Raw genomic sequence first — 22,724 nt, 5'->3', positions numbered from 1 at the left:
TCGCCCCGCACTCACCACCCACCCATGACTGCTGAAACTGCTGCTGCTTTTCAAACCGAAGCTACTCTTACCCGCCCCGATGCGGCCACCTTGCGCCGGGCGTACCTGCTCATGCAAACGGCTGCCGAAATGGCTCGCCTCTACGAGGAAAACAAAGCCGTAACGGCCCGCTACGTGCACGCCACGGCCCGCGGGCACGAGGCCATCCAGCTGGCCGCCGCGTTTCACCTTACCGGCCAAGACTACGCCGCCCCCTACTACCGCGACGATGCCATGCTGCTGGGCTTCGGACTGGCACCCTACGAGCTGATGCTCCAGCTCATGGCCAAGCGCGACGACCCGTTTTCGGGTGGGCGCACGTACTACAGCCACCCCTCGCTGCGGCGGACAGGAGTACCGATAATTCCGCACCAGAGTTCGGCCACGGGAATGCAGGCCATTCCGGCTACCGGCGTGGCACATGGTATGAAGTACCTGGAAGGCCAGCAGCTGACGCCCAAAGGCTCAGAAAACGCTACCGGCCTGCCGTTGGTTCTGTGCTCCATCGGCGACGGCGCCATGACCGAGGGAGAAGTGGCCGAGGCCCTGCAAATGGCCGCTCTGCACCAATTACCCATTATCTACCTCGTGCAGGACAACGACTGGGGCATTTCAGCCACCGGCCGCGAGATGCGCAGCATGGATGCCTACGAGTTTGCGGCGGGCTTCAAAGGTCTGCACCGCCTGCAGGTTGATGGGGCCGATTTTGTAGCCAGCTACGCTGGTATGCAGCAAGCCGCTGAGTACGTGCGCCAACGGCGCGGGCCGGTGCTGGTGCACGCCAAATGCCCGTTGCTAGGCCACCACACCAGCGGGGTACGCCGGGAGTGGTACCGCGGCGACAATCTGGCTCAGCACACCTTGCAGGACCCGCTTCCCCGCTTCCATCAGCAGTTGCTGGAAATGGGCTTTGCCGAGGATGAGCTGGCCGAGCTGGCCAGTCAGGCCCGGGCTACCGTGCAACAGGATTACGAGCGGGCCCTAACCGCCCCCAACCCCGACCCAGCCACCTTTCAGGACCATGAGTTTGCCCCTCCGGCCGTTAACGAGGAAGCTGGAGAGCGGGCTCCCGCCGGGGCCGATAAAGTCCTGATGGTGGATGCGGCTCTGCACGCCGTAGATGACATTTTGCGGGAGTTTCCGGAGGCGCTGTTCTACGGCCAGGATGTGGGCGGAGAGCTGGGTGGCGTATTCCGAGAGGCTGCCCTGCTGGCCAAAAAGTACGGCGACGCTCGGGTGTTCAATACGCCCATTCAGGAAGCCTACATTGTGGGTAGTACTGCCGGTATGAGTGCCGTGGGCGCCAAGCCCATCGTGGAAATCCAGTTTGCCGATTACATCTGGCCCGGCCTCAACCAATTGGTGGAGGAGTTGAGCAAATCCTGCTACCTCACCAACGGCAAGTTCCCGGTGCAAAGCCTGATTCGGGTGCCCATTGGGGCCTACGGTGGGGGCGGGCCCTACCACTCGGGCTCCGTGGAAAGCACGCTGCTTACCATCCGGGGCATCAAAGTGGTGTACCCCAGCAACGCCGCCGATATGAAGGGCCTGCTGCGCGCCGCCTTCCTCGACCCTAACCCCGTGGTGCTGCTGGAACACAAGGGCCTGTACTGGAGCAAGGTGCCCGGTACCGAGGATGCCAAAACCGTGGAGCCCGCTGCCGGCTACGTAATTCCGTTGGGCCAGGCAGCCATAGCGCAAGAGGCCGACGCCACCAAGCTGCGTAACGGCGAAACCTGCGTGGTAATCACCTACGGTATGGGTGTGCACTGGGCCAGAACGGCCAGCCGTCAGTTTCCGGGGCAGGTAGAAGTGGTGGATTTGCGCACGCTCAATCCGCTGGATTGGGAAACGGTGCAAACCGCCGTGCGCCGCCACGGGAAGGCCCTGGTACTCACCGAGGAACCGCTGCTGAACTCCTTTGCGGAAAGCCTGGCCGGGCGCATCCAGCGCCATTGCTTCCAGCAGCTTGATGCGCCGGTGTTCACGCTGGGCGCGGCCAACCTGCCGGCTATTGCACTCAACGTGGAGCTGGAAAAGCAGATGCTGCCCAATCCCGATAAAGTAGCCGCCGCGCTGCAGGAGCTGCTGAACTACTAATTGATCGGCCCATAAAAAGAGAGCGGCCTATCCACCGGATAGGCCGCTCTTTTTGCTTTCTAACTAGATTAGAAAGGGTAGCCGATACCCAGGTTGAAGGCCGATTGGTCTTCGCGCAGGCTAAACTTGCGTATTGCCCACTTGCTGCCGCTGGCCGAGGGGTCGTACACCTTGGTGGCTACATCTAGGCGCAGAATTAGGAAATCAAAGTCAAAGCGGAAGCCGATGCCGGAGCCCACGGCAAACTGCCGATAAAACTGATTTAGCTTGAACTCGGCCCCTGGACGTGGGTCCTTACGCAGCGTCCAGACGTTGCCAAAATCGGTGAACAAAGCGCCTTTGATGAAGCTATAGATGGGAAAACGGTACTCTACGTTACCCTCCAGTAATACTTCTCCCGGTTGCTCCGTGTTATAGTCGCGCACCGGCGTGGTAGAGTTGCGGGGGATACGGGTAGTAGCGTAGGAGCCTGGGCCCAAGCGCCGGGGTTTCCAGGCACGCACACTGGTACTACCACCCGCAAACAGGGACTTATCGTACGGAAGCAAATACAGCGTTTCGGTTACAGCATCCGAGCCATCCTTGTTTTTGGTAATGAGCTGAGTGCTGGTCAGGGCAGTTGCTATTCCACCGGATAGTCGATATACAAAGTACGTGCTGGGAGTAAGCTTGAAGTAGCGCCGATAATCGGCCGTTAGCTTGCCGAAGTCATATACTTTCAGTCGGTTGCTATGTACATCGTCGCGGTAGCTGGTGAGCGGCTCTTTCTGGTATAGCCCGCGGGTGAGGCCGCCAAATTCTACAAATAGCCGCAGGTACTGGGCATTGAGCGTTTGAGTGAAGTTGTTGGAGTTGTATAGGTACGTAGCGTTGAAACTGGGAATAAACAGGTTGTCAAAGCTGCGGTACAAGGGGGAGCCTTGGTTGATGCGCAGTTGCTCCAGCGTATCCCGAAAAGCTTGGTCAATTCTAGCCGTCCGAATAACGCTTACATCGATGGGCGTAAGCACCACCTGAGCATAAGCTGAAGGCTGCCATAGATAGTCCAGTGTGCCTTCGAGGTTTGTACGTGTGTATTCTGGCCTTCTTACGTACGTGTAGGCAGTATTGAAACGGGTGCGTGGGTTGTAGCGTGCAAAGTAGCGTCCACTCTTCCAGGGTACTAAAAAACGTGGCAGCACGAGGTTTACATTGGCCCCTAATTGCGTGGTGAGTTGACTAGGGGGACCAGTATCCTTGCCTGATTCGGGCTTAGTATAATTGGTCAGGTTATACTGTCCTTCAAAGCCAGCCCGCACCCCAAATTCCAGCACCTCAGCCCCGCCAAATACGTTGCGGACCTTGAGACGGACGTTGCCAAACGGACCTGGTCTTTCAGCCACGTAGGTACCACCAAACTCAGTGGTTTCCTGAAATTTTTTGGCGGGCGAGGCATTCACGGTGGCATCCAGCAGGCCCTTGGCTGAGTCAGCGGGGGCCTCACTGCCGCGCACGCGGCGGTAGGTAACCGTGCTGAACCGGAACATATCCAAGCTGCTGAGCTGGCGCTGGGTTTGCTGGGTTTTGGCCAGACTGTAGGGCTGGCCCGGCCGCACCAGCAACTTCCGGTCGAGGGCGCGGGTGCTGAAGCGGTGCTTATAGGCCAGATAGTTCACCGAGTCGCGCACAATGGTGTCGCGCTGCTGACCAAAGCGCACAATGCCGGCATCGGTAATGAAGTTGACACCCCGGATGGTGTAAAGCCGGTGCTGCTCGCCGCGGGCGGGCTTACTGATGATGGTGCGCAGGCGCACGGTAGTGGGCGCAAAGCTGGTATCGGCCTCCAGGGTGATGTACTGCTCCCTAAAATCAAAGTAGCCCTGGTTTTTGAGCAGGGTTTCAATGCGGTTGCGCTCCGTGCCAATTACCTCCTCATCGTACTGCTGGCCCACGCGCAACTGGCTTTGCGGTTGGGTGGCCAGCACCCGCCGGGCCACGGCCGAGTCGGCAATGTCGTAATCCAGCTGGGAGTAGTGGAAAGCCGGGCCCTCCTTCACCCGGTAGGTAACCGTGACGCGTTGCGAGTCGGCGTGAAACGGTGACTTGAGGGCAAAAATGCGGAAGGGTGCAAACCGCTCGGTGGGCACGGTATCGGTAGCCGAAACCGAGCTGCGGAAAAAGCCTTTCGATTTCAGATAGATACCCAACTGCTGTACCGAGGTGGCCGTGAGCGAGGAGTCGTAAATGACGGGTGGCTCGCCCAGGCGCATGATGGCGTTGCCCTTGTCGAGGGCCAGCTGGTGGCGGCGGGTGTGCCGGTCCCGCTTGGTAAGCAGCTTGCCTACCTCGGCTGAGTCGGTGCCGGCCGCTTTAATCAGCTGATCGTACTTGGTACGGTCCTCGTCCAGCTTCCGCTGAATGCGCTCCTGGTTATAAAATGAGCGCCCTAGCTGGTAGATGGCTACCTTTGGCAGCGGGAAGGTGCTGTTCGGCTTCTGCTGCACCAGCGCCTGCATCCGCTCCGTATCGGCCTGCTTGGCCCCTTCTATCTTTACGCGGCTCAGCAGGCGCTGACCGGGTTTAAGCAGCTTGGTGGGCGAGCAGGCACTCAAACCGCCGGCCAGCAGCAAAGTGCCCAGCCGCAGCCCGGTTACGTTTCTATTCAAAAAATGCTCCCCGAAGGGGCCTCTGTTTATTTGCGCCAATGGTTTCAAAAGCAGTAGCGAAATACGTGCACGCGCTGCACCTGAAAAAGTACCGAACCCGGCACGGTGCCTTCCTAGTAGAGGGCGGCAAAAGCGTACGGGAGCTGCTAAGTTCCGGGATTCTAACGGAACGACTCATCTTAACGGCTGAATTCGAAGAGAAAATCCGCGCGGAGCTACCGGTGAGCGTACCGGTTGACGTTGTTTCGGCCGAGGAACTGACCCGTTTAGGCACGCTCAGCACCAACAATACGGCCTTGGCCATAGCCCAGCTGCCCGCCGAAAAGCCCCTGCTGGAGCCCCGGCAAAACCTGGTATTGGCCCTGGACGAAGTGCGCGACCCGGGCAACGTGGGCACGCTCATCCGGCTGGCCGACTGGTACGGGTTGGCGGGAGTAGTCTGCTCCGATACCTGCGCCGACCCTTGGGCGCCCAAAACGGTGGCCGCCACCATGGGCTCTTTCACCCGGGTGCCCGTGTGGCAGCGCAACCTGCCCGAGTGGCTGGACAGCCTCCCCCGCGAGGTGCCAGTATACGGGGCCGACCTGCACGGCGACAATGTGCACCGGCTTACCCTGCGGCCCACGGGTGTGCTTATCATGGGCAGTGAAAGCCACGGCCTTACGCCTCCGGTGGAGGCTTGCCTGACCCAGCGCCTGCACATTCCCGGCCGGGGCCAGGCCGAAAGCCTGAACGTGGCCGTGTCGGCCGCTATTCTACTGGATAACTTCTACCGCAACGAGCGTTAGTTGCGAAGCGAGAAGTAAATAAGATAAAAAGACCAAGCGCTGGCAACTTTTACAAGTGTCGCCAGCGCTTGGTCTTTTGCTTTTCCCGGTTGCCTTAATTCAGCAGGGCTAGGCCAAAGCTGAGGGTTTGGGCTTGGGGGCCACGGTTGTTTTTGAACGTGTCGTTGAGGTTATATTTCACGAACAAATCGATGCCGCGGATGCCGATGATGCCCTGCACGCCGTATTGGAAATCCTCCAGGTTGTAGCTGCCCCGGTCTTTGTCCTTTTTGGTGCCGTTTTCTTCGTATTTGACTTTGGTGTGGGAGCCCAGGCGGTAGCCTACAAACCCACCGGCACCAAGCCGGAAAGCATCTTTGCCATTCTTATCCTGGAAGTTGAGCATGGGCATCAGGGGCAGGTTGATGCTGGTGACGGAAAGCTTGCTTTTCTCGAGGTCACGGCCGGGCTCAGGCTTGACGATGGTGGTTACGCCGTTGTTGTTGGCAAACTGATAATTGCCCTCCAGCATGTAGTTATTGAAAGCCAGCTCAGGGCCAGTGCGCAGGAACAGGGCCGAGCCTTTGCGGCCCAGGCGGATATCGTAGTGCCAGTTGAGGCTGATGTAGCGGGAGGCCACAGGACGGAGGTCGGGGGCGAACTGGTTCTGGGGTACGGATTTGTTCACCAGCGCATTGACGCCCAGGTCGATGTCGAAATTGCTGTGCACGGGGCGGTTGGCATACTCCTCGCGCTTGGCTTTGCGCTGGGCTTCCCGCACCGAGTCGGACGCGGCCGAGGTACCTACCCGTACCGATACGTGGTCGGAGCCGCCGTCGGTGTTTTCGTCCACCGTCACCCCAAACACCCGGCCCAGCGTCACGTCCACGTGGTCGGCCGATTTGGTTTTGGAGCCAGTACCCTGGTTGCGCACCGTGATGCGGATTTGCTCGGGTACCTGCTTGCCGGGTTGCTCCTTAGCGGGGTAGAACTCCATAGTTACCTGCTCCGACTTGGAGTTTTTGCCGGCGGCCTCGGCTTGGGTGATGTAGCCATCGAGCAGTACCAGGAGGGAGTCCAGCTTGTATTGGCGCAGCTCTCGCAGCTGGGCTTTGTTTTTCACGAACAAGGTCATGCTGGCCTGGTTGGGCAGCTTCACCACAATGGTGTCGTCGTTGGCCGGACGGGGCGAGAGGCGGGCGAAATCGGAGGCCTGGGCTGCAGAGGCGGCCCCCAGCAGGAGGGCGGTGAGAAGAACGGGGAAGCGTTTCATGACAAAAGGCGCTGAAAGCGGGAGAGTTAGAGTTGAATGACTTTGGTGAGCGTGTGGCCCGCCACGCGGGCCTGCACCGTCACCGTTTCGGGTAAGCCGGCGGCCGTGAGGCTCACCTTCTCACCCTGCACCACGTTGCGGGCCTGCCGGAGCAACGACACCAACCGGGGCCGGCGAGCGGGAACTACGGGGGCAGCCGGAGCGGCGGCGGGCCGTACTTCCACCTCAATGGGGCCGGTAGCTGCCACCGTGCGGGCGGGTAGCTCCGTGGGGGCCTGGGCCAGCGCTTGCTCCGGAGCGAGCGGCTCAGGCGTGGAGGGTAGCTGCCGGGTGGCAGCGGGCTCCGGGGTGGCCTGCGCCACGTCTTGGCGCTGGGCCGAAGCACGAGGCCGGCTGGGCCGGCGGGCTACCAAAACCGGGTCCGGTTGTGCACCCACGGACGGGGTTTTGGCGGCGGGCACCGCAGTGGCCACTGCGGCAGTCGGCTCGGTGGCCGGGGCTTCTGATGGGCTAGATGGAGAAGCCGTAGAGGGGGTTGCCTGGGGTTGCGAAATATTTTCGAGGCTTGGAGTGGCGGAGTGGCGGGGCGCGGAAACGGCCAGCTCAGCGCCGCCATGGCGGAGGCCCGCGCCGTTTTGCAGCGTCCACCACAGGCCGCCCAGCAAAGCCAGCAGGGCCACCGAGGCCGCCGCCAGCCACATTACCGGCCGCCGCTTGCGGGGCTGGATTTCAGCTTCAATTTCGGTCCACAGAAAAGCGGGTGGGGTAGGCGCGTGGTCCGCCAGCTTTTCGCGGAACAGCTTGTCAATATCTTCGGGGTGCATGGTTTAGTAGCTGTAGAGGGTGGTAGGAGTGGGCCGGGCCTGCGCCCCGGCTACCGCCAGGCGGCGCTGGAGCATGGCCCGGGCCTTGCTGAGCTGCGACTTGCTGGTGCCTTCCGAAATACCGAGCAGCTCGCCGATTTCGGGGTGGGTGTAGCCTTCCAGCGCGTAGAGGTTGAACACGGTGCGGTAACCGGCGGGCAGTTCCTGCAGCAGGGCCATCATGTCCTGGGCGTTAAGCTGGCTTTCGGCCTCGGCGGCCGTGGCCGGCACGTCGTAGGTTAGATCGTCAATGGCCATGTGCAGGGGCTCCTTGCGGCGGAGCATGCCCAAGGCTTCATTCACCACAATGCGCCGGATCCAGCCTTCAAACGAGCCTTCGTGCCGGTACTGGCCCAGGGCCCGGAATACTTTGGTAAAGCCCACAATCAGGGCTTCTTCCGCATCCTCGCGCCGCCGCAGGTAGCGCAGGCATACGCCCAGCATCAGGCCCGCAAACCGCTCATAGAGCAGCTTTTGGGCCCGGCTACTGCCCTCACGGCAGGCGGCAATAAGTTCTACTTCAGTCACGGAAAGAAAGGGTAAAGTGCAGTCAGAAGCAGGGCGTTTGAGGGGCTAGATGGGCGGAAGATACTGAGGGTTGCCTGACATCGTAAAAAAATGCGCTGCTGTTTGCCCGGGTATAGCACAACGATAACCTATCGGTGACAGCCAACAATCAGGGTAGTTGCTGGTATGTACTATGTACCAACATAAGTTTCTTGAGTATGAAAACGATGCAAGGAAAGGTAATGGTGATTACGGGGGCGGCTATGGGTCTGGGTCTGGCAGCGGCCAAAGAACTGGCCAGCCGGGGCGCCTAACTGGTATTAGTGGACTATAATGAGCAAAGCCTGCAGGACGCGCAGCAAAGCATCAAGCAGGAATATCCGGAGGTAGAGGTGCTGATGGTAAAAGCGGACGTATCCGACGAGGCCGCCGTGAAAAGCTACGTGGAGCAGGCCGTAAGCCGGTTCGGCCGCATCGACGGATTTTACAACAACGCGGGCATTGAAGGCAAGCAGGCCTCCATTACGGAGTACGATGTGGCTGTTTTCAAAAAGGTTATCGACATCAACCTGATGGGGGTGTACTACGGGCTGCGCTACGTGCTGCCGGTGATGCAGCGCCAGGGCTTCGGCCGGATTGTCAACGTGGCCTCGGTGGGCGGCATCCGGGGCGTGCTGAACCAGATGCCCTACGTGGCCAGTAAGCACGCCGTATCGGGCATGACGAAAAACGCCGCCCTGGAGTACGGACGCTACGGAATCAGCACCAATGCCATTGCGCCCGGTGCCATCCTTACGCCCATGGTGGCCGAGGCGTTTAAACAGGTAAATCCTGCCGACCCCAAGCAGGCTGAGGCCCAGTACGCCAGCAACAACCCCACGCGCCGCCTGGGCCAACCCGAGGAAGTAGCCAAAGTAGTGGCGTTCCTGCTGAGCGAAGACGCCTCCTACCTAAGTGGCCAGACCATTGCCATCGACGGCGGCGAGTCCAATATGTACGGCAACGCCGAGTAGCTTTCTGCAAACTCTATAACGCAAAAAGCCGCCGTGCCCAAGGCATGGCGGCTTTTTGTGTACTTACGATTAGGCTAGTACTGTCCTACACTTAGCATTACCAGCGTGCAGGCTTCTTCGGTTTTGATGCCGCGCTGGTGGGCCAGTTCCTCCAGCTCCGGGTTTTCGGTGCCGGGGTTGAAGATGATGCGCTTCGGGTTCAGGTCCAGGATGTAGTCGTACCAGGCGGGCTGGTTTTGGGGGCCTACGTACAGGGTCACGGTGTCCACATCGTTGGCAGCGGGCCGGTCGTTGCGGATTTCCAGGCCGGCCACGGAGCCTTTGCGGATGCCCACGGGCACTACCTCGTGGCCGTGGTTTTTGAGTTGGTGTACGGCGCGGTATGCGTAGCGGGCGGGATTATCGGTAGCGCCCAGCACAAGGGTCTTTTTCATGTCAGAAAGTGAGCTGACAGCCGGAGGAATCAGCTGCAAAAGGTGGAAATCGAACATTATATGTGGGTAGTATACGGCAAACTGCCCGCCAGGTGACTATAACCCAGCCGCCACTTGCGCCAGTACCGCCTCGGCGCACCGCTCTCCATCCATAGCCGCAGATACAATGCCGCCGGCGTAGCCCGCGCCTTCACCGCAGGGGAACAGTCCACGCACCTCGGGGTGCTGCAGCGTGTCCCGGTCGCGGGGGATGCGCACGGGCGAGGAGGTGCGGCTTTCCACACCCACAATCTGGGCCATATTGGTGGCATAGCCCGGTATCTTGCGGCCGAAGTTCTGGAAGCCCTGGCGTAGCCGTTCCGCCAGGCCCACGCCCAACACCTTATCCATCGGTACGGACACAAGGCCCGGCTGGTAGCTGGTTTCCAGCAGCGCGGCGGATACTTTTTTCTTCAGGAAGTCGCCCAACAGCTGGGCCGGGGCTACCTGAGTACCACCGGCCAACTGGCAGGCGCGCTGCTCAATTTCCTGCTGAAAGCGCAAGCCGGCCAGGGCGCCGTACTGGCGCACGTTCATGTCCTCCAGCTCCACGGCGGCCACAATGCCGGAGTTGGCAAAGCGGGAGTCGCGGCGGGAGGGGCTCATGCCGTTCACCACCACCTCGCCGGGAGCCGTGGCGGCGGGCACGATAAAGCCGCCGGGGCACATGCAGAACGAAAACACGCCCCGCTGCCGCTGTTGCCACTGCGTCTGGTGCACCAGGGAGTAGGAAGCAGCCGGCAGCTCGCCCCGGTCGGCCCGGCGGTATTGGGCTTGGTCGATGAGCTGCTGGGGGTGCTCCACGCGCACGCCCAGGGCAAAAGGCTTGGCCTCGATAAGCACGCCGCGCCGGTGCAGCAGTTCGTAGATGTCGCGGGCCGAGTGGCCAGTGGCCAGAATCACGGCGTCGCCGGTCAGTTCCTCGCCGGTCTGCGTTACCACGCCGCGCAGGTGCTTGCCCGTCAAAATCAAATCATCTACCCGGGTATCAAACCGCACCTCGCCGCCGGCGGCCAGCACACTGTCGCGCAGGGCGGCCACCACGTAGGGCAGCTTGTTGGTGCCGATGTGGGGGTGGGCGTCCACCAGAATATCGGGGGTAGCGCCGTGCTGCACCAGAATCCGCAGAATCCGCTGGATGTCGCCGCGCTTGGTGGAGCGGGTGTAGAGCTTGCCATCGGAGTAGGTACCAGCCCCGCCTTCCCCGAAGCAGTAGTTGCTGTCGGGGTTCACCACATGCTCTTTGTTGAGGGCGGCCAGGTCGCGGCGGCGGGTGCGCACGTCTTTGCCGCGCTCCAGTACAATAGGCTTAATGCCCAATTCAATAGCCCGCAACGCAGCAAACAGCCCGGCCGGACCCGCTCCCACAATCAGCACCGAGCGGGTGGCCTGGCTGACGTTGGGATACTGGAACCAGGGGCCGAACAGCTCGGCGGGCGGGGCCGCGCGGTAAATATCGGCGCGGAGACGCACCAGAGGCTGGCGGCCACGGGCATCAATGGAGCGCTTACGCAAATGCACGAAATCGGCTTGGCCGGGCACGAGGCCGGCGGCATGCAACAGGGCCCGGTAACGGGCCAATTCATCGTAGGCTACTTCCGGAGTCAGAAGCAACTCAATTTCTTGGGGGGAAGCCATAGCTGAGAGGTGAAAGGGAGTTAGCCTTTGAACCAAAACGGGTACGCAAGGGGCCGCAAAGATACACAGGCAAGCCTCCCGCCGCCGCTACGCCCGAAACGAAATCCGGGCAGCGGGAGGGGAGGCTTGCGGTAATGGCTGGGAAGGCAGCTAGTCGTCGGAAAGAGAAGCGCTGGCTTTGCCGCCCTTGGTGCGGGGCCAGAACATCTCAATGGATTCATTGAACTGCGCCAGCGTTTGGTTGCGCACTTCGCCGGAAGGGTGGCGCAGCAACTGGCCCAGCAGGTGCCGGTACATTTCGGTGGTTACTTCCAAGCCCCTGGCGCTTACCAGGCCGTGGTGCAGCAGGTCGCAGTTGGCGGCCACGGAGTTGGCCAAGGACTCGGTGAGTTCCTCCCGGGCCTGGTCGGCGTCCCGGAAAGACTGTTCCAGACGTTCGTTCATTTGCGGGGTTGAAGTGTTGTCAGAAGCCATAGTGCATAGTAGAAACGGGGAGTGGCAACCAAACCGCTCAGCTAGGCCAAATAGTTCGGGATAACCCGAATAATTCTTGTCTGCATCCCATTTTAAATGCCATTCACTGTTTATCTGGCCTCTATGCCTCAGCACCGGCCGGCGTCGGGCTCAGAATAGGAATGGGCTTCTTCTGGTCATTAATAGCCACGAAGGTGAACAGGCCCGATACCGCTTTGATACGCTCTTCGGAATACATCTGCTCCACAAACAACTCCACCCGTACCTTCAGGCTGGTGGTGCCCACGTGCTCAACGCGCCCAATCAGCTCCACCAGCGTACCGCCCGGAATAGGGTGGGTGAAGTCCACCTTATCGGATGATACGGTCACCATCTTAAGGCGCGAGAAACGGGTAGCCGTAATGAAGGCCACCTCATCCATCAGGTGCAGGGTGGTGCCCCCGAACAGGGTATCGTAGTGGTTGGTGGTGTTGGGAAATACGGCCTTGAAAATGCGGGTTTCGGCTTGGGTAATTTTCTCGTCGAGGGTAAGCATACGGGATGAAAAAGAGGTGGAACATGCCGCTCCAAGCCCACTGTTCGAGGCCTCTTTACCTAAATCCTTGCTGAATACCCCGCCCACGGCTCCGCCGCGCCGGCCATACCCAGGCCGGACGAGCCGGCAACCGCCGGCCCGCAATGGCAGCACCCAATAAGGCTCTCAGGTCGCGAAGAGGCCTCATCATCAAAAGCGGCGGGCAGGTATCCTGACTTGTGCCCGGCATCCCGCCCTTCTCACCCGGCAAGGGGCAATGGGCTGCGTGGGGATGCCGTGGCGGCCGGTTACGGTGGCCGCGGGCACTTACAGTAGCGCGTCTGTCCGGGAGTTGCACCCGGTTCCCTTTTGGGCTTTCTTCTTGATAGAAAAAGCCACCTCGCCGCTCGTCTGACTGAACAATACAGGCAAAGAACGTGGCCGCAAAGTACGCACGGAATAGTTGATTTCTGCAGCTATCTGACAAGCAGCACCTGCCTCGTGCACCTGAAAGCAGCTAGTTCTGGCCCGAAAATTCGCCATTTCTCAACATTGGGGAGTCAGCGGACGGATTTCTTCCCGAATTTCACGCCGGAAGGTGGCCCGCTAGCAAGCGGTGCCCACCTCAACTCAGCACACCGCGCAGCATGCAGCAACAAGGCACTCCCTTTTCCTGGGGCCATTATTATCATTCGGGGCGAATGTCGCAGCATTTACTGTGGCTGGCCTGTGGGGCCGGAATTGCAGGGTTGCTGGCCTTCCGGATGTTGATTGCGCTGAGCCCGGTGGTGGGTGTGCTGGCCGTGCTGGCCAATCCGGCGCTGCGGCAGGTGGCTGCCCGGTACTGGCGCAACGGAGCGGCCCGGTGGGCCGCCGCACTGGTAGGGTTTCTGCTGCTAAGTGGTTTGTACACCAGTGAGTGGGCCGTGTGGCGGCACGAGCTGCTGCGGAGTCTGCCGTGGCTGGCCGTACCACTGGCCTTCACGCTGGCTGTGCCCCTAAGCGTCCGGCAACGGCTGGTAGTGGGAGCGGGGTACGTACTGACGACAGCGGCGGTGGGTCTTGCCACACTGGGCCAATATCTGCTAAGCCCCTCCGAAGCCGAAGCGGCCATTCGGATGGGCCAGAATATGCAGGCTATAACCGGTACGTTTCACATTGCCTTCGGAATTATGCTGGCTCAGGCGTTTTTCTGGGGGCTGCTGCTGCGGCGCAGCCCACTGGCCGGGCGTGTGCTGCGGGCCGGGCTGCTGGTTGCGGCGGTAGGCAGTGTGCTCGCGCTGCACGTGCTGGCCTACCGCACAGGTCTACTGGTGCTCTACGCCGGCTTGTTGGGGTGGGTATTCCGGCTGCTGCTGAAGCGCCACGTGGCAGCCGGCATTGTGCTGCTGGCAGCCCTGGCGTTGGTGCCCTGGGCCGCTTACCGTACCCTTAGTTCGGTGCAGGAGCGCGTTAGCGCCACCCTCTACGACATTGAGCAGTACACGCAGGGCCACGATATCAACGAGTACTCACTGGCGCAGCGGCTGGCCGCCGTTGAAACGGCCGGTGCCATTATCCGGCAGCACTGGCTGATTGGGGTAGGCCCCGCCGATGCCTACGCGGCCATGCAGGACCAGTACCGCTGGCAGAATTTTGGGCTGCGGCCCGAGAACCGCGTGAACGTGCACAATCAGTACCTGAGTACGCTGGTGGGTAGTGGCGTGGTGGGGCTGGTGCTTTGGCTGGGGCTGCTGCTGGGGCCATTGGCCCGCCGGGCCACCCGCCGCAACCCGGCGGCGTGGGTTTTCGTCGGGACTCAGGCGGTGGCAATGCTGGTAGTGGATATCCTGAGCCTGCAAATCAGCCTGAATCTGTTCATCTTCGGGTACGGCTTTGTGGTAGTGGCCGCCGAAACGCATTACCGGCTGACCCAGCAGCCACCGGCGCTACCGTTGCCGGAATCGGCCACTACCGCTTCTGCCAGCCTCATCTGAGCCGGCCAACCACCGTTATCTGCCACTTTTATGCTGCCTTCCACTGCGCCCCGTACCATGGCTTCCCGCATCCGGTCCATCTTCAGCGGCTCGGTGGGCAACCTGGTAGAGTGGTACGATTGGTACGTGTACTCGGCGTTTGCTTTGTACTTCGCGCCGGCTTTCTTCCCGAAAGGTAACCTTACAGCTCAGCTGCTGAACTCGGCGGCCATTTTTGCAGTGGGCTTTCTGATGCGCCCCCTGGGCGGGTGGCTGATGGGCGTGTACGCCGACCGAGCCGGGCGCAAAGCGGCGCTGCTGGCCTCCGTGCTGCTGATGTGCGGCGGCTCCCTGCTTATTGCCCTCACGCCACCCTATAGCCAGATTGGCGTGGCCGCTCCGGCGCTGCTGGTGCTGGCCCGGCTGCTGCAGGGCCTGAGTGTGGGCGGGGAGTACGGTACCTCGGCCACCTACCTCAGCGAAATGGCTGATACTCGTAACCGGGGCTTTTTCTCCAGCTTTCAGTACGTCACGCTTATTGCCGGGCAGCTGCTGGCCCTGCTGGTGCAACTGGCCCTGCAGCAGCTACTCACCCCCCAGGAGCTGGCGGCCTGGGGGTGGCGGGTGCCGTTTGTAATTGGTGCCCTGGCCGCTCTGGTAGCCCTGTATCTGCGCCGCACCATGGAGGAAACCGATGCCTTTCAACGGCAGACTACCGCCGCTCCAGCCGAAAAGCCCAGCCAGATGCGGCTACTGCTGCAGCACCCGCGGGAGGTGCTTACCGTGGTGGGCCTTACGCTAGGTGGTACAGTGGTTTTCTACACTTTTACCACCTACGTGCAGAAGTTTCTGGTGAATACCGCCGGTTTCAGCAAGGACCAGGCTACGCTGGTGTCTTTCGGGGCGCTGGGCGTGGCCATGCTGCTGCAGCCGCTCATGGGCGCATTGTCGGACCGGGTGGGGCGGCGGCCGGTGCTGCTATTTTTTGGCGTGGGAGCCACCCTGGCCACGGTGCCACTGCTCACCCTGCTGGCGCACCCGGCCAGCGTGGGCGCCGCCTTCGGCTACTTGCTGGTTGCTATGCTCATCATGAGTGGCTACACCTCCATCAACGCCGTGGTGAAAGCAGAATTGTTTCCAACCGAAGTCCGGGCGCTGGGCGTGGGGCTACCCTACGCCCTCACGGTAGCTATTTTCGGTGGTTCCGCCGAGTACCTGGCCCTGCTGGCCAAAGACCACGGCGTGGAGCACTGGTTTTACTGGTACGTAACGGCGTGTGCGGCGGCTTCGCTGCTGGTGTACTGGCGCATGGCTGATACACGCACCACCTCGCGTATCAGCCAGGAAGAAGCCCGTGCCGCTACTGAATTGTAATGGTATCGGTTACTACCTGAGTGGTAGCGTTTGGAAACAGCAGAATGTATTTGCCCGGTTGCGCAGCCGTAAACTGATAGGTGCCCTGGTAGTCGGATTTTACCGCCGGGCAGGTGCATCCCTCATACCGGACAGTAGGAACTAGGTAGGTTTTGTTGCCTTCTTTCTGCTCGCGGAGTTCCATAAACTGCCCGCAGCTGTTCGGAATGCTAACGGTGTAGGCCACTGGTACTGGCGTGCCTACCTTACCGGTACGGGCGCTGCTTACGGAGGCCACGGAGGCCAGTACGTCGGCCGAGCATTTGGCTTCATCGGCCGTGGGGGAGCAGGCTGCCAGGCAAGCGAGCAAGGCAGCTCCACCAAGAATGCGCGGGAAAAGTGGGGTGAAGGATATCATCCGGTGCGAGAGTAACGAGTCGATTGTGGGCGCTCTGCCAGCGCAGAGCCGGTTTGCCCAGGAAAAGATGTCAGGTAAAAGTAACCTAACTTTCCACTTAAGGTATAATTATTGCGGAAAGTACTCGATGCTCTGTGCGCCTCTCAGGGAGCCGGGGTTGTGCTCCTTACCATTCAGTATGCCGTTTACCTCTACCTTTTCTGTTCTTTCTCCCGTTCGTGCGCTGGCAATGGTGCTGTTGCCCTTGTTAGCCTGTTCCGAGCCAGATAAACCGGCCCGCAAGATTGACCGCCCCAGCCCACCGGCGCAGGTGGCTGCTACGTTGCCCTCGGGCACTCGCCTGCAAATCAGCTACAGTCGTCCTTCTGCTAAAGACCGCACCGTATTTGGCGGGCTGGTACCCTATGGGCAGGTCTGGCGTACCGGGGCCAATGAGGCCACTACGTTTGAGGTAAACCAGCCGGTTACGGTGCAGGGCCAGCCGCTGCCCGCCGGCAAGTATGCCCTGTTTACCATTCCCACGCAAAAGGAATGGACAATCATCTTCAACAAAACTCCCAACCAGTGGGGCGCCTACGAGTATCAGGAAGCCGACGATATCCTGCGCGTAAAAGCTAAGCCAACTACGGTAGCCGCACCGCTGGAACGCTTCACCATCACCACCCATAAAGCCGGCCAGGTAACGCTGGCCTGGGAGAAAACCCAGGTGCAGTTTGTGGTGAAGTAGGCGAAGTCCAAAGCGAATATGCTTACCGCTTGTATCGGGAGCCCGCCTGCAGTTGCTCCAGCACCTGCTCCTGCACCCGGAACTTCACCGGCAGGCTGAGCCGCTGGGTTTCGGTGGGTGTATCCACTTCAAAGTGCAGGTGCGGGCCCGACGACCAGCCCGTGTTGCCGCTGTACCCGATGGGCGTGCCCACGGCTACCTGCTGACCTACCTGCACCAGACTGCCGTTCTGCCGGAAATGGTAGTAGGAGGCCAGCGTGCCGTCTTCATGAAAAATAGTGATGTAGTTGCCCTGCTCTTTGCACGTTTCGGTGGGGCAGCCCCCGTTGGAGTCCTGCCGGATTTCGGCCACCACTCCGGCGCGGGCGGCGCACACCACGGTTCCTTCCGGCATGCTGAAATCAACGGCCATCTTGTTGGAATGGGAAAAAGTGCCGTTGTTGCCCTGCATCAGCAGGTACTCCTTGCCCGCCTCGAAGGGCAACTCATACACGTAGGCCGCGTTGGGTACCGTGTTCATGGTATTGCCCAGGTAGTAGCGGAAGTTGTAGGAGTATTTGTAAGGGCCGCCGGTAGGGGTGAGCCGGGTGAGTACCTGTTTTTTCTTCGAGGGCTGCACCACTTTGCGCAGCGGCAGCGTGGCGCTGGATTGCAGATTGATGCCATCCACGGTAAGCACCACGGTGTAGGGAACTACACTGGTGTTTTGGGCCTCCACAATCACGCCGGAGCCCTTATAGTCGGTGGCCGTTACTAGAATAGGGTTGGGCTGCTGGGCGTGGGCAACTACACTGAGTAAGCCGGCTCCGCTGGCCAGTAAAAAAGTACGCATAGCGTGAGATAGTAAGTTAGTCTTGAATATGCTTCCTGAGCTTAACATTAGCCTTCGCCCAGCACGCTCTCTACCCAGCCTTTGCCCCAGTCGGCCAGTTCCTGCTCGGTCCAGAGCTGGGGGTAGAAGATGCGGCGCTGAAACTTGGGAGGCAGGTATTGCTTCCAGTTGGTGCCGCCGGTGGCCGCAATGGCATCGGGCCGGCGCTCCAGGTAGCGCACCGCCGATTTGTAGTGCATTAAGGGCCAGTTTACGTTTACGTTTACATCCAGCTGCTTGAGCTGGCGGAGCAGGCGCGGGTTCTCCCGGCCCTCTGGGCCGGGGGGCAGGCGCTGCACCACGGCCCAGAGGTTGCGGTGTTCGTACTCACGGGCGTGGGCCAGCAGCCGGTCGGCGTACTTCTTCTCGAATTCCGTGAGAGTAAGGGCCTTGGCCCCGGTTTCAACTACCGTAGCCCCCGATTTCCAGTAGATGCAACCCATCAGCTCATCGTGCGCGGCGGCTTCGCCCAGCAGGCGGCGCTGCTCCTCGGGCACCAGGTTGCTCAGGGCGGTGCTGGCCAGCTCAATCATGCGGTACTGCACGCTCTGAAACCCCGAGGCCGGCATCAGCGCCATCCGAAACTCCAGAAACTGCTGCTTATCCATGCCGTCTACCATCACGTCGAACGAGTCGATGAGGTTTTCGAAGTAGCGGTTAATGCGGCCCACCCGGCGCGTCACTGCCTCCACGGTGGGCGCGGCCAGGTCGCCCAGCTGCTCGTACTCGCAGAGGCAGAGCTTGAAATAGAGCTCCGTAATCTGGTGGTAGATGATGAAAATCCGCTCGTCGGGGATAGTGGTGAGGGGGCGCTGCAGACTCAGCAGGGTTTCCAGCTGAATATAATCCCAGTAGCCCAGGTAACGGGTATGGTACAGGCCCTCCAGGTAGGCGGCCAAGTCCTGGTCGTCGGCGGCGTAGCGTTGCTGCAGGCGCTGCAGCTGCTCCAGCACAGCCGGCGAGGGTTGAAATTCGGAAGTTGTCATGCGGCGGGGGCGGAAAGGAGAGTAGTGGGTGCTACAAGGCACAAAGATGGGAAAAGGGCTGCAAGTGTGGCCGATTCGTTTGTAGCCCGGCTGCAGGCAACGGTTTGAGCGCGGCGGGCATCTGTTTTGCAGCTCACCACTTTCCTTACCTTTACCCTGCTTATGGCAGAAAAATCCAGCATTTTCGACATGATAGGGCCGGTGATGATAGGACCCAGCTCCTCGCACACGGCCGGGGTGGTACGCATTGCGCGGGCCGCCATCCGTATTCTGGGCAGCGTGCCCACCCACGCTACCATCACCTTCTACAACTCCTTCGCCCGCACCTACGAGGGCCACGGCTCCGACCGCGCCATTGTGGCCGGCCTGCTGGGCATGCCTACCGACGATGTGCGCATCCGCGAGGCCTTCGACCATGCTAAGGAGGCTGGTTTGCAGTACACGTTTCAGGGCGTGGGCAATGCGTCCACCATGCACCCCAACACCATTCGGCTGCAGCTGCGCGACGAGCGTACGGGCCACGCCGTAGAGGTAATCGGGCAGAGCCGGGGCGGGGGCGTTATCCGGATTGTGGAGGTAGATGGCTTCCCGTCGGACTTCTCAGCCTCGCTCCACACGCTCATCATTGATGCCGACGACGTGCCCGGCTCCATTGCCTTCATTGCCAGCGTAATTGCCCACGATGACTGCAACATTGCCACTATGTTTGTGAGCCGGAAAGGGAAAAATGACGCGGCCCGCCAGTTTATCGAAATCGACTCGGGCCTGCGCGACATCACCTTGGACTATCTGCGCCAGCTACGGTGGGTGCACCGCGTCACGTACATTCCCACCATCGACTAAAGGCGGAATCCGCTGGGTTAACGCCCGAATTTGCGCGGTTGGTTGATTTTCGGCTTGGCTGGCTACCGGTGGCGTGTACCTTTGGTGGCCTAGGCCACCCGCGTAATTGCCCCGGCGGCCCACGGATGAGCTTGTTCACGCCTTCACTTCCTTTCTCTATGAAGCGTTTTTACTGGGTTCTGCTGACAGCCGGACTCACGGGCGCCCACGCGGCGCAGGCGCAGCAGCTGCCCACGCAACCGCCGGCCGGAGCCGTATCGGCCACCGCGCCCACCGGCCCCTGGACGCTGCAGCGGGCCATCGACTATGCCCTGCAGAACAATCTCTCGGTGCGGCAGCAGCAGCTCACGGCCGAGCTGCAGAATGCTACCCTGCGCCAAAGCCGCGCCGCGCTGCTGCCCTCGGCCAATCTGAGCGGCACCCAAGCCTGGAACTTTGGTACCAGCATTGACCCACTCACCAACGAGTTCAAGAGCCAGACCATCCGGTCCAACAACTTCTCGGCTAACTCGCAGGTAACGCTGTTTTCGGGGTTCCAGTTGCGCAACACGGTGAAGCGCAACCTGCTGGACGCCGAAGCCTCGGTCCTGGATATTGAGAAATCCCGCAACGACCTGGCTCTGAACGTGGCCTCGGCGTTTCTGCAGTTGGTGCTGGCCGAGGAGCTGGTGCGCGCCAACGAAATTCGGGTGAGCAGCACCCGCAGCCAGGTAGAGCGTACCCAGAAGCTGCTGAAGGCCGGCGCCATTCCGGAAAGCAACCTACTGGATATTCAGGCCCAGCAGGCCTCCGATGAGCTGAACGTGATTACGGCCCAGAACCAGCGCGACCTGGCCCGCCTCTCGCTCACGCAGCTGCTCAACCTCCCTTCGCCCGCGGGCTTTACCATTGACGTTCCCCAGCTGGCCGACCCTGACGACGAGCCCCTGCTGGAAGCCGACCCCGATGGTACCTACCAAACGGCCCAGAGCCTGCTGCCCGAAATCAAGGCCGCCGACCTGCGCGTGCGCTCCGCCCAGCGCAGCCTCGACGTGGCCCGGGGCGGCTACTACCCCCGCCTGGGGTTGGGAGCCGGTATTTTCACCGGTTACTCGTCGGCGCGCTCCTCGTTTATTCAAACCGGGCTCGACTCCACGTTTATCCCCGTTATCAACCGCCAGACTGGCCTACCCGACCCCACGCTGGGTTTGCTCACCGTACAGCCCCGCCGCGAGTTTAGCTCCACGGCTTTCTCGCAGCAGCTGAAAGACAACCTGGGTAAAAACATTCAGTTCTCGCTGCAAATTCCCATACTGAATGGTCTGCAGGTACGCACCTCGGTGCAGCGGGCCCAGATTAACATTCAGCAGCAGGCCTTGCGGGCTGAGCAAACCCGCCTCACACTGCGCCAGAACATTCAGCAGGCCTACGCCGATGCCATTGCCGCCCAGCGCCGCTACCTCTCGTCGCGGCGGCAGGTGGAGGCCCTCACCACGGCCTACCGCAACGCCGAAATCCGCTTCAACAACGGCCTGCTCAATGGCACCGAGTTCAACATTGCCAAGAACAACCTCACAGCCGCCGAATCCACGATGATTCAGGCTAAATACGAATTCATCTTCCGCCGCAAAGTGCTGGATTTCTACCAGGGCCGCCCCGTGGCGTTGTAAGCATAACCGATGCGCTGGAGCCAGGCGGCTGTTCAAGCAGAAGTTCTGCAGAATGGTCGCAAGTTGCCAAGCACCTGATTTCTAAATTCTCTCCTAGAACATGAAGAATAACCGTACCCTGTTTATCCTGCTCGGCGTGCTGGTGCTGCTGATTGGGGGCTTTGTGGTGGCGAAAAAGATGGGTTTGATCGGGAAGCCGGCCGGCACCGAAGTGCTGGCGGCCAAAGCGGCCCCGGCTACCATTGTGGAGAAGGTCAGCGCCTCGGGTAAAGTGCAGCCCGAAACCGAAGTGAAAATCTCGCCCGACGTATCCGGCGAAATCACCGAGCTGTACGTGCAGGAAGGTGATTCTGTGAAGAAAGGCCAGCTGCTGCTGCGCATCCGCCCCGATAATTACCAAGCGATGGTAAGCCAGCAAAGCGCCGTGGTGGGCACCCAGCAGGCCAACGTAGGCCAGAGCCAAGCCCGCCTGCAGCAGCTGATTGCCAACGCCCGCCAAACCGAGCTGACCTACCGCCGCAACGCTTCCCTCTACAAGCAAAAGGTGATTTCGCAGGCCGATTACGAGGCCAGCAAGGCCGCCTACGATGCCTCACAGGAGGAAATCAACTCGGCCCGCCAGAACATCCGGGCGGCCCAGAGCAGCGTGCGGAGTGCCCAGGCCGGCTTGGAGGAAGCCCGCAAAAACCTCAACAAAACCACCATTTACGCGCCGGTAAGTGGCACCGTGAGCAAGCTCAACGTGAAGAAGGGCGAGCGGGTAGTGGGTACTTCGCAGATGGCCGGCACCGAAATCATGCGCATTGCCAACCTCAACAACATGGAGGTGCGGGTAAGCGTGAACGAAAACGACATCATCAACGTGGACCTTGGCGACTCGGCCGACGTGGAAGTGGACAGCTACGCCAGCAAGGACCAGAAGTTCCGGGGCATTGTAACGGCCATTGCCAACACGGCCAAGGATGCCCTCACGGCCGAAGCCGTAACCGAGTTTGAAGTGCGCATCCGCCTGCTGCCCGAGTCGTACCGCACGCTCACGCGCACGGTGCAGGGCCGCACCATCGTCCCGTTCCGCCCCGGCATGACGGCCTCCGTGGACATTATCACCAACCGCAAAGCCAACGTGCTGAGCGTACCGCTGGCCGCCGTAACCACCCGCTCCGACAGCACCAAGACGGAGGACAAAAAAGGTGGCTCGGGCATTAAGGTAAGCCGTGGCTCCTCGGCTCCCGCTGAAAAGCCGGAGGCTACCGGCATCAAGCCCGCTGCGCAGGAAGTGGTATTCCTGATTCGCAACGGTAAGGCCATGATGACACCCGTGAAAACCGGTATCAGCGACTTCCAGAACATTGAGGTGCTGAGCGGGGTGCAGTCCGGCGACCAGGTAGTGAGCGGGCCGTTCCGGGCCGTATCCAAAACCCTGAAGGATGGCACCACGGTGGTAGTGAAGGACGCCAAGAGCCTTGATAAGGCCGCCATGAAAGAAGACCCCGCCGAGGAAGAAGGCAAATAATCGGCCCGGCGGCTACTGCCTGAGTAGTAGTTGCTAACCCCGGCCGGAAGGCGGGCTCTCCTGACCGGAGGGCCCGCCTTCCGTTTTTTTTGGCTAAGATTGA

At 60.8% G+C, this 22,724-nt stretch carries 20 protein-coding genes and 1 riboswitch; of the genes, 9 read left to right on the top strand and 11 right to left on the bottom strand.

The window, feature by feature from the left end; genetic code table 11:
- Nucleotides 1-24: 24 nt before the first annotated feature.
- Entirely contained in the window at nucleotides 25-2,139 is a 2,115-nt protein-coding gene (locus LF252_RS06985; protein ID WP_226268857.1) for an alpha-ketoacid dehydrogenase subunit alpha/beta, read from the top strand.
- A gap of 68 nt (nucleotides 2,140-2,207) precedes the next feature.
- Here LF252_RS06985 and tamL read toward each other — a convergent pair whose 3' ends face one another.
- On the bottom strand, nucleotides 2,208-4,784 hold the full coding sequence (gene tamL, locus LF252_RS06980) for a translocation and assembly module lipoprotein TamL (protein ID WP_226268856.1): 2,577 nt from the start codon (nucleotides 4,782-4,784) through the stop codon (nucleotides 2,208-2,210).
- A gap of 38 nt (nucleotides 4,785-4,822) precedes the next feature.
- Here tamL and LF252_RS06975 point away from each other — a divergent pair, with 38 nt between their 5' ends.
- Nucleotides 4,823-5,572 (top strand): RNA methyltransferase, encoded by a 750-nt coding sequence (locus LF252_RS06975; RefSeq protein WP_226268855.1) that lies wholly within the window; start codon nucleotides 4,823-4,825, stop codon nucleotides 5,570-5,572.
- A 94-nt stretch (nucleotides 5,573-5,666) separates the two neighbouring features.
- Here the strand turns inward: LF252_RS06975 and LF252_RS06970 are convergent, their stop codons facing one another.
- The 3 genes from LF252_RS06970 to LF252_RS06960 are packed head-to-tail and all read right to left on the bottom strand — an operon-like array spanning nucleotide 5,667 to nucleotide 8,215.
- Complete coding sequence (locus tag LF252_RS06970; protein ID WP_226268854.1) at nucleotides 5,667-6,824, bottom strand: outer membrane beta-barrel protein; 1,158 nt, start codon at nucleotides 6,822-6,824, stop codon at nucleotides 5,667-5,669.
- A 26-nt stretch (nucleotides 6,825-6,850) separates the two neighbouring features.
- Nucleotides 6,851-7,648, bottom strand: a complete 798-nt coding sequence (locus LF252_RS06965; RefSeq protein ID WP_226268853.1) for a flagellar biosynthesis protein FlhF — start codon at nucleotides 7,646-7,648, stop codon at nucleotides 6,851-6,853.
- A 3-nt stretch (nucleotides 7,649-7,651) separates the two neighbouring features.
- Nucleotides 7,652-8,215 (bottom strand): RNA polymerase sigma factor, encoded by a 564-nt coding sequence (locus LF252_RS06960; protein WP_226268852.1) that lies wholly within the window; start codon nucleotides 8,213-8,215, stop codon nucleotides 7,652-7,654.
- A gap of 302 nt (nucleotides 8,216-8,517) precedes the next feature.
- On the opposite strand from LF252_RS06960, the gene LF252_RS06955 reads away from it, so the two are divergent.
- Nucleotides 8,518-9,207 (top strand): SDR family oxidoreductase, encoded by a 690-nt coding sequence (locus LF252_RS06955; protein ID WP_226268851.1) that lies wholly within the window; start codon nucleotides 8,518-8,520, stop codon nucleotides 9,205-9,207.
- A 74-nt stretch (nucleotides 9,208-9,281) separates the two neighbouring features.
- On the opposite strand, the gene LF252_RS06950 is transcribed toward LF252_RS06955, so the two are convergent.
- The 4 genes from LF252_RS06950 to LF252_RS06935 form a co-directional block, all read right to left on the bottom strand.
- Nucleotides 9,282-9,641 carry a CoA-binding protein gene (locus LF252_RS06950; RefSeq protein ID WP_226268850.1) on the bottom strand — a complete coding sequence of 120 codons (360 nt, stop codon included), beginning with the start codon at nucleotides 9,639-9,641 and terminating at the stop codon, nucleotides 9,282-9,284.
- 96 nt (nucleotides 9,642-9,737) lie between these two features.
- Nucleotides 9,738-11,318, bottom strand: a complete 1,581-nt coding sequence (locus LF252_RS06945) for an NAD(P)/FAD-dependent oxidoreductase (protein WP_226268849.1) — start codon at nucleotides 11,316-11,318, stop codon at nucleotides 9,738-9,740.
- A 150-nt stretch (nucleotides 11,319-11,468) separates the two neighbouring features.
- On the bottom strand, nucleotides 11,469-11,762 hold the full coding sequence (locus tag LF252_RS06940; protein ID WP_226268848.1) for a hypothetical protein: 294 nt from the start codon (nucleotides 11,760-11,762) through the stop codon (nucleotides 11,469-11,471).
- Nucleotides 11,763-11,913: 151 nt separating this feature from the next.
- Complete coding sequence (locus LF252_RS06935; protein WP_226268847.1) at nucleotides 11,914-12,327, bottom strand: acyl-CoA thioesterase; 414 nt, start codon at nucleotides 12,325-12,327, stop codon at nucleotides 11,914-11,916.
- A gap of 184 nt (nucleotides 12,328-12,511) precedes the next feature.
- Nucleotides 12,512-12,725: riboswitch (cobalamin riboswitch) on the bottom strand.
- Between the two features lie 282 nt (nucleotides 12,726-13,007).
- Here LF252_RS06935 and LF252_RS06930 point away from each other — a divergent pair.
- Both LF252_RS06930 and LF252_RS06925 read left to right on the top strand, forming a co-directional pair.
- On the top strand, nucleotides 13,008-14,282 hold the full coding sequence (locus tag LF252_RS06930; RefSeq protein ID WP_226268846.1) for an O-antigen ligase family protein: 1,275 nt from the start codon (nucleotides 13,008-13,010) through the stop codon (nucleotides 14,280-14,282).
- 30 nt (nucleotides 14,283-14,312) lie between these two features.
- A complete protein-coding gene (locus LF252_RS06925; protein ID WP_226268845.1) occupies nucleotides 14,313-15,635 on the top strand; it encodes an MFS transporter in 1,323 nt (440 codons plus the stop codon).
- Here the strand turns inward: LF252_RS06925 and LF252_RS06920 are convergent.
- Entirely contained in the window at nucleotides 15,622-16,032 is a 411-nt protein-coding gene (locus LF252_RS06920; RefSeq protein ID WP_226268844.1) for a hypothetical protein, read from the bottom strand. The two genes, LF252_RS06925 and LF252_RS06920, sit on opposite strands and share 14 nt — an antisense overlap.
- 178 nt (nucleotides 16,033-16,210) lie before the next feature.
- Between LF252_RS06920 and LF252_RS06915 the strand changes: the two genes are divergently transcribed.
- On the top strand, nucleotides 16,211-16,759 hold the full coding sequence (locus tag LF252_RS06915; RefSeq protein WP_226268843.1) for a DUF2911 domain-containing protein: 549 nt from the start codon (nucleotides 16,211-16,213) through the stop codon (nucleotides 16,757-16,759).
- Nucleotides 16,760-16,781: 22 nt separating this feature from the next.
- Here LF252_RS06915 and LF252_RS22980 read toward each other — a convergent pair whose 3' ends face one another.
- Nucleotides 16,782-17,591: a M23 family metallopeptidase gene (locus tag LF252_RS22980; protein ID WP_317197841.1), complete on the bottom strand. Its 810-nt coding sequence runs from the start codon at nucleotides 17,589-17,591 to the stop codon at nucleotides 16,782-16,784.
- Nucleotides 17,592-17,638: 47 nt separating this feature from the next.
- Nucleotides 17,639-18,616 (bottom strand): tryptophan 2,3-dioxygenase family protein, encoded by a 978-nt coding sequence (locus tag LF252_RS06905; RefSeq protein ID WP_226268842.1) that lies wholly within the window; start codon nucleotides 18,614-18,616, stop codon nucleotides 17,639-17,641.
- A 162-nt stretch (nucleotides 18,617-18,778) separates the two neighbouring features.
- On the opposite strand from LF252_RS06905, the gene sdaAB reads away from it, so the two are divergent.
- The 3 genes from sdaAB (at nucleotide 18,779) to LF252_RS06890 (ending at nucleotide 22,621) form a co-directional block, all read left to right on the top strand.
- A complete protein-coding gene (gene sdaAB, locus LF252_RS06900; protein WP_226268841.1) occupies nucleotides 18,779-19,459 on the top strand; it encodes an L-serine ammonia-lyase, iron-sulfur-dependent subunit beta in 681 nt (226 codons plus the stop codon).
- A gap of 158 nt (nucleotides 19,460-19,617) precedes the next feature.
- On the top strand, nucleotides 19,618-21,108 hold the full coding sequence (locus LF252_RS06895) for a TolC family protein (protein ID WP_226268840.1): 1,491 nt from the start codon (nucleotides 19,618-19,620) through the stop codon (nucleotides 21,106-21,108).
- A gap of 100 nt (nucleotides 21,109-21,208) precedes the next feature.
- Nucleotides 21,209-22,621 (top strand): efflux RND transporter periplasmic adaptor subunit, encoded by a 1,413-nt coding sequence (locus tag LF252_RS06890; protein WP_226268839.1) that lies wholly within the window; start codon nucleotides 21,209-21,211, stop codon nucleotides 22,619-22,621.
- Nucleotides 22,622-22,724 lie beyond the last annotated feature (103 nt).

Origin of the sequence: Hymenobacter pini (assembly GCF_020421205.1) — a bacterium.
Taxonomy (GTDB): domain Bacteria; phylum Bacteroidota; class Bacteroidia; order Cytophagales; family Hymenobacteraceae; genus Hymenobacter; species Hymenobacter pini.
Note: the sequence above shows the minus strand (reverse complement) of the source record. Positions and strands in the feature narration are given on the sequence as shown.

What these genes read in the sequence shown, in the direction of transcription:
- LF252_RS06920 (WP_226268844.1), bottom strand. Translation starts at nt 16,032, where the DNA reads ATGATATCCTTCACCCCACTTTTCCCGCGCATTCTTGGTGGAGCTGCC.
- LF252_RS06940 (WP_226268848.1), bottom strand. Translation starts at nt 11,762, where the DNA reads ATGAACGAACGTCTGGAACAGTCTTTCCGGGACGCCGACCAGGCCCGG.
- LF252_RS06895 (WP_226268840.1), top strand. Translation starts at nt 19,618, where the DNA reads ATGAAGCGTTTTTACTGGGTTCTGCTGACAGCCGGACTCACGGGCGCC.
- LF252_RS06965 (WP_226268853.1), bottom strand. Translation starts at nt 7,648, where the DNA reads ATGCACCCCGAAGATATTGACAAGCTGTTCCGCGAAAAGCTGGCGGAC.
- LF252_RS06905 (WP_226268842.1), bottom strand. Translation starts at nt 18,616, where the DNA reads ATGACAACTTCCGAATTTCAACCCTCGCCGGCTGTGCTGGAGCAGCTG.
- LF252_RS06890 (WP_226268839.1), top strand. Translation starts at nt 21,209, where the DNA reads ATGAAGAATAACCGTACCCTGTTTATCCTGCTCGGCGTGCTGGTGCTG.
- LF252_RS06970 (WP_226268854.1), bottom strand. Translation starts at nt 6,824, where the DNA reads ATGAAACGCTTCCCCGTTCTTCTCACCGCCCTCCTGCTGGGGGCCGCC.
- sdaAB (WP_226268841.1), top strand. Translation starts at nt 18,779, where the DNA reads ATGGCAGAAAAATCCAGCATTTTCGACATGATAGGGCCGGTGATGATA.
- LF252_RS06945 (WP_226268849.1), bottom strand. Translation starts at nt 11,318, where the DNA reads ATGGCTTCCCCCCAAGAAATTGAGTTGCTTCTGACTCCGGAAGTAGCC.
- LF252_RS06925 (WP_226268845.1), top strand. Translation starts at nt 14,313, where the DNA reads ATGCTGCCTTCCACTGCGCCCCGTACCATGGCTTCCCGCATCCGGTCC.
- LF252_RS06915 (WP_226268843.1), top strand. Translation starts at nt 16,211, where the DNA reads ATGCCGTTTACCTCTACCTTTTCTGTTCTTTCTCCCGTTCGTGCGCTG.
- LF252_RS06975 (WP_226268855.1), top strand. Translation starts at nt 4,823, where the DNA reads ATGGTTTCAAAAGCAGTAGCGAAATACGTGCACGCGCTGCACCTGAAA.
- LF252_RS06950 (WP_226268850.1), bottom strand. Translation starts at nt 9,641, where the DNA reads ATGAAAAAGACCCTTGTGCTGGGCGCTACCGATAATCCCGCCCGCTAC.
- LF252_RS06935 (WP_226268847.1), bottom strand. Translation starts at nt 12,327, where the DNA reads ATGCTTACCCTCGACGAGAAAATTACCCAAGCCGAAACCCGCATTTTC.
- LF252_RS22980 (WP_317197841.1), bottom strand. Translation starts at nt 17,591, where the DNA reads ATGCGTACTTTTTTACTGGCCAGCGGAGCCGGCTTACTCAGTGTAGTT.
- LF252_RS06985 (WP_226268857.1), top strand. Translation starts at nt 25, where the DNA reads ATGACTGCTGAAACTGCTGCTGCTTTTCAAACCGAAGCTACTCTTACC.
- LF252_RS06930 (WP_226268846.1), top strand. Translation starts at nt 13,008, where the DNA reads ATGTCGCAGCATTTACTGTGGCTGGCCTGTGGGGCCGGAATTGCAGGG.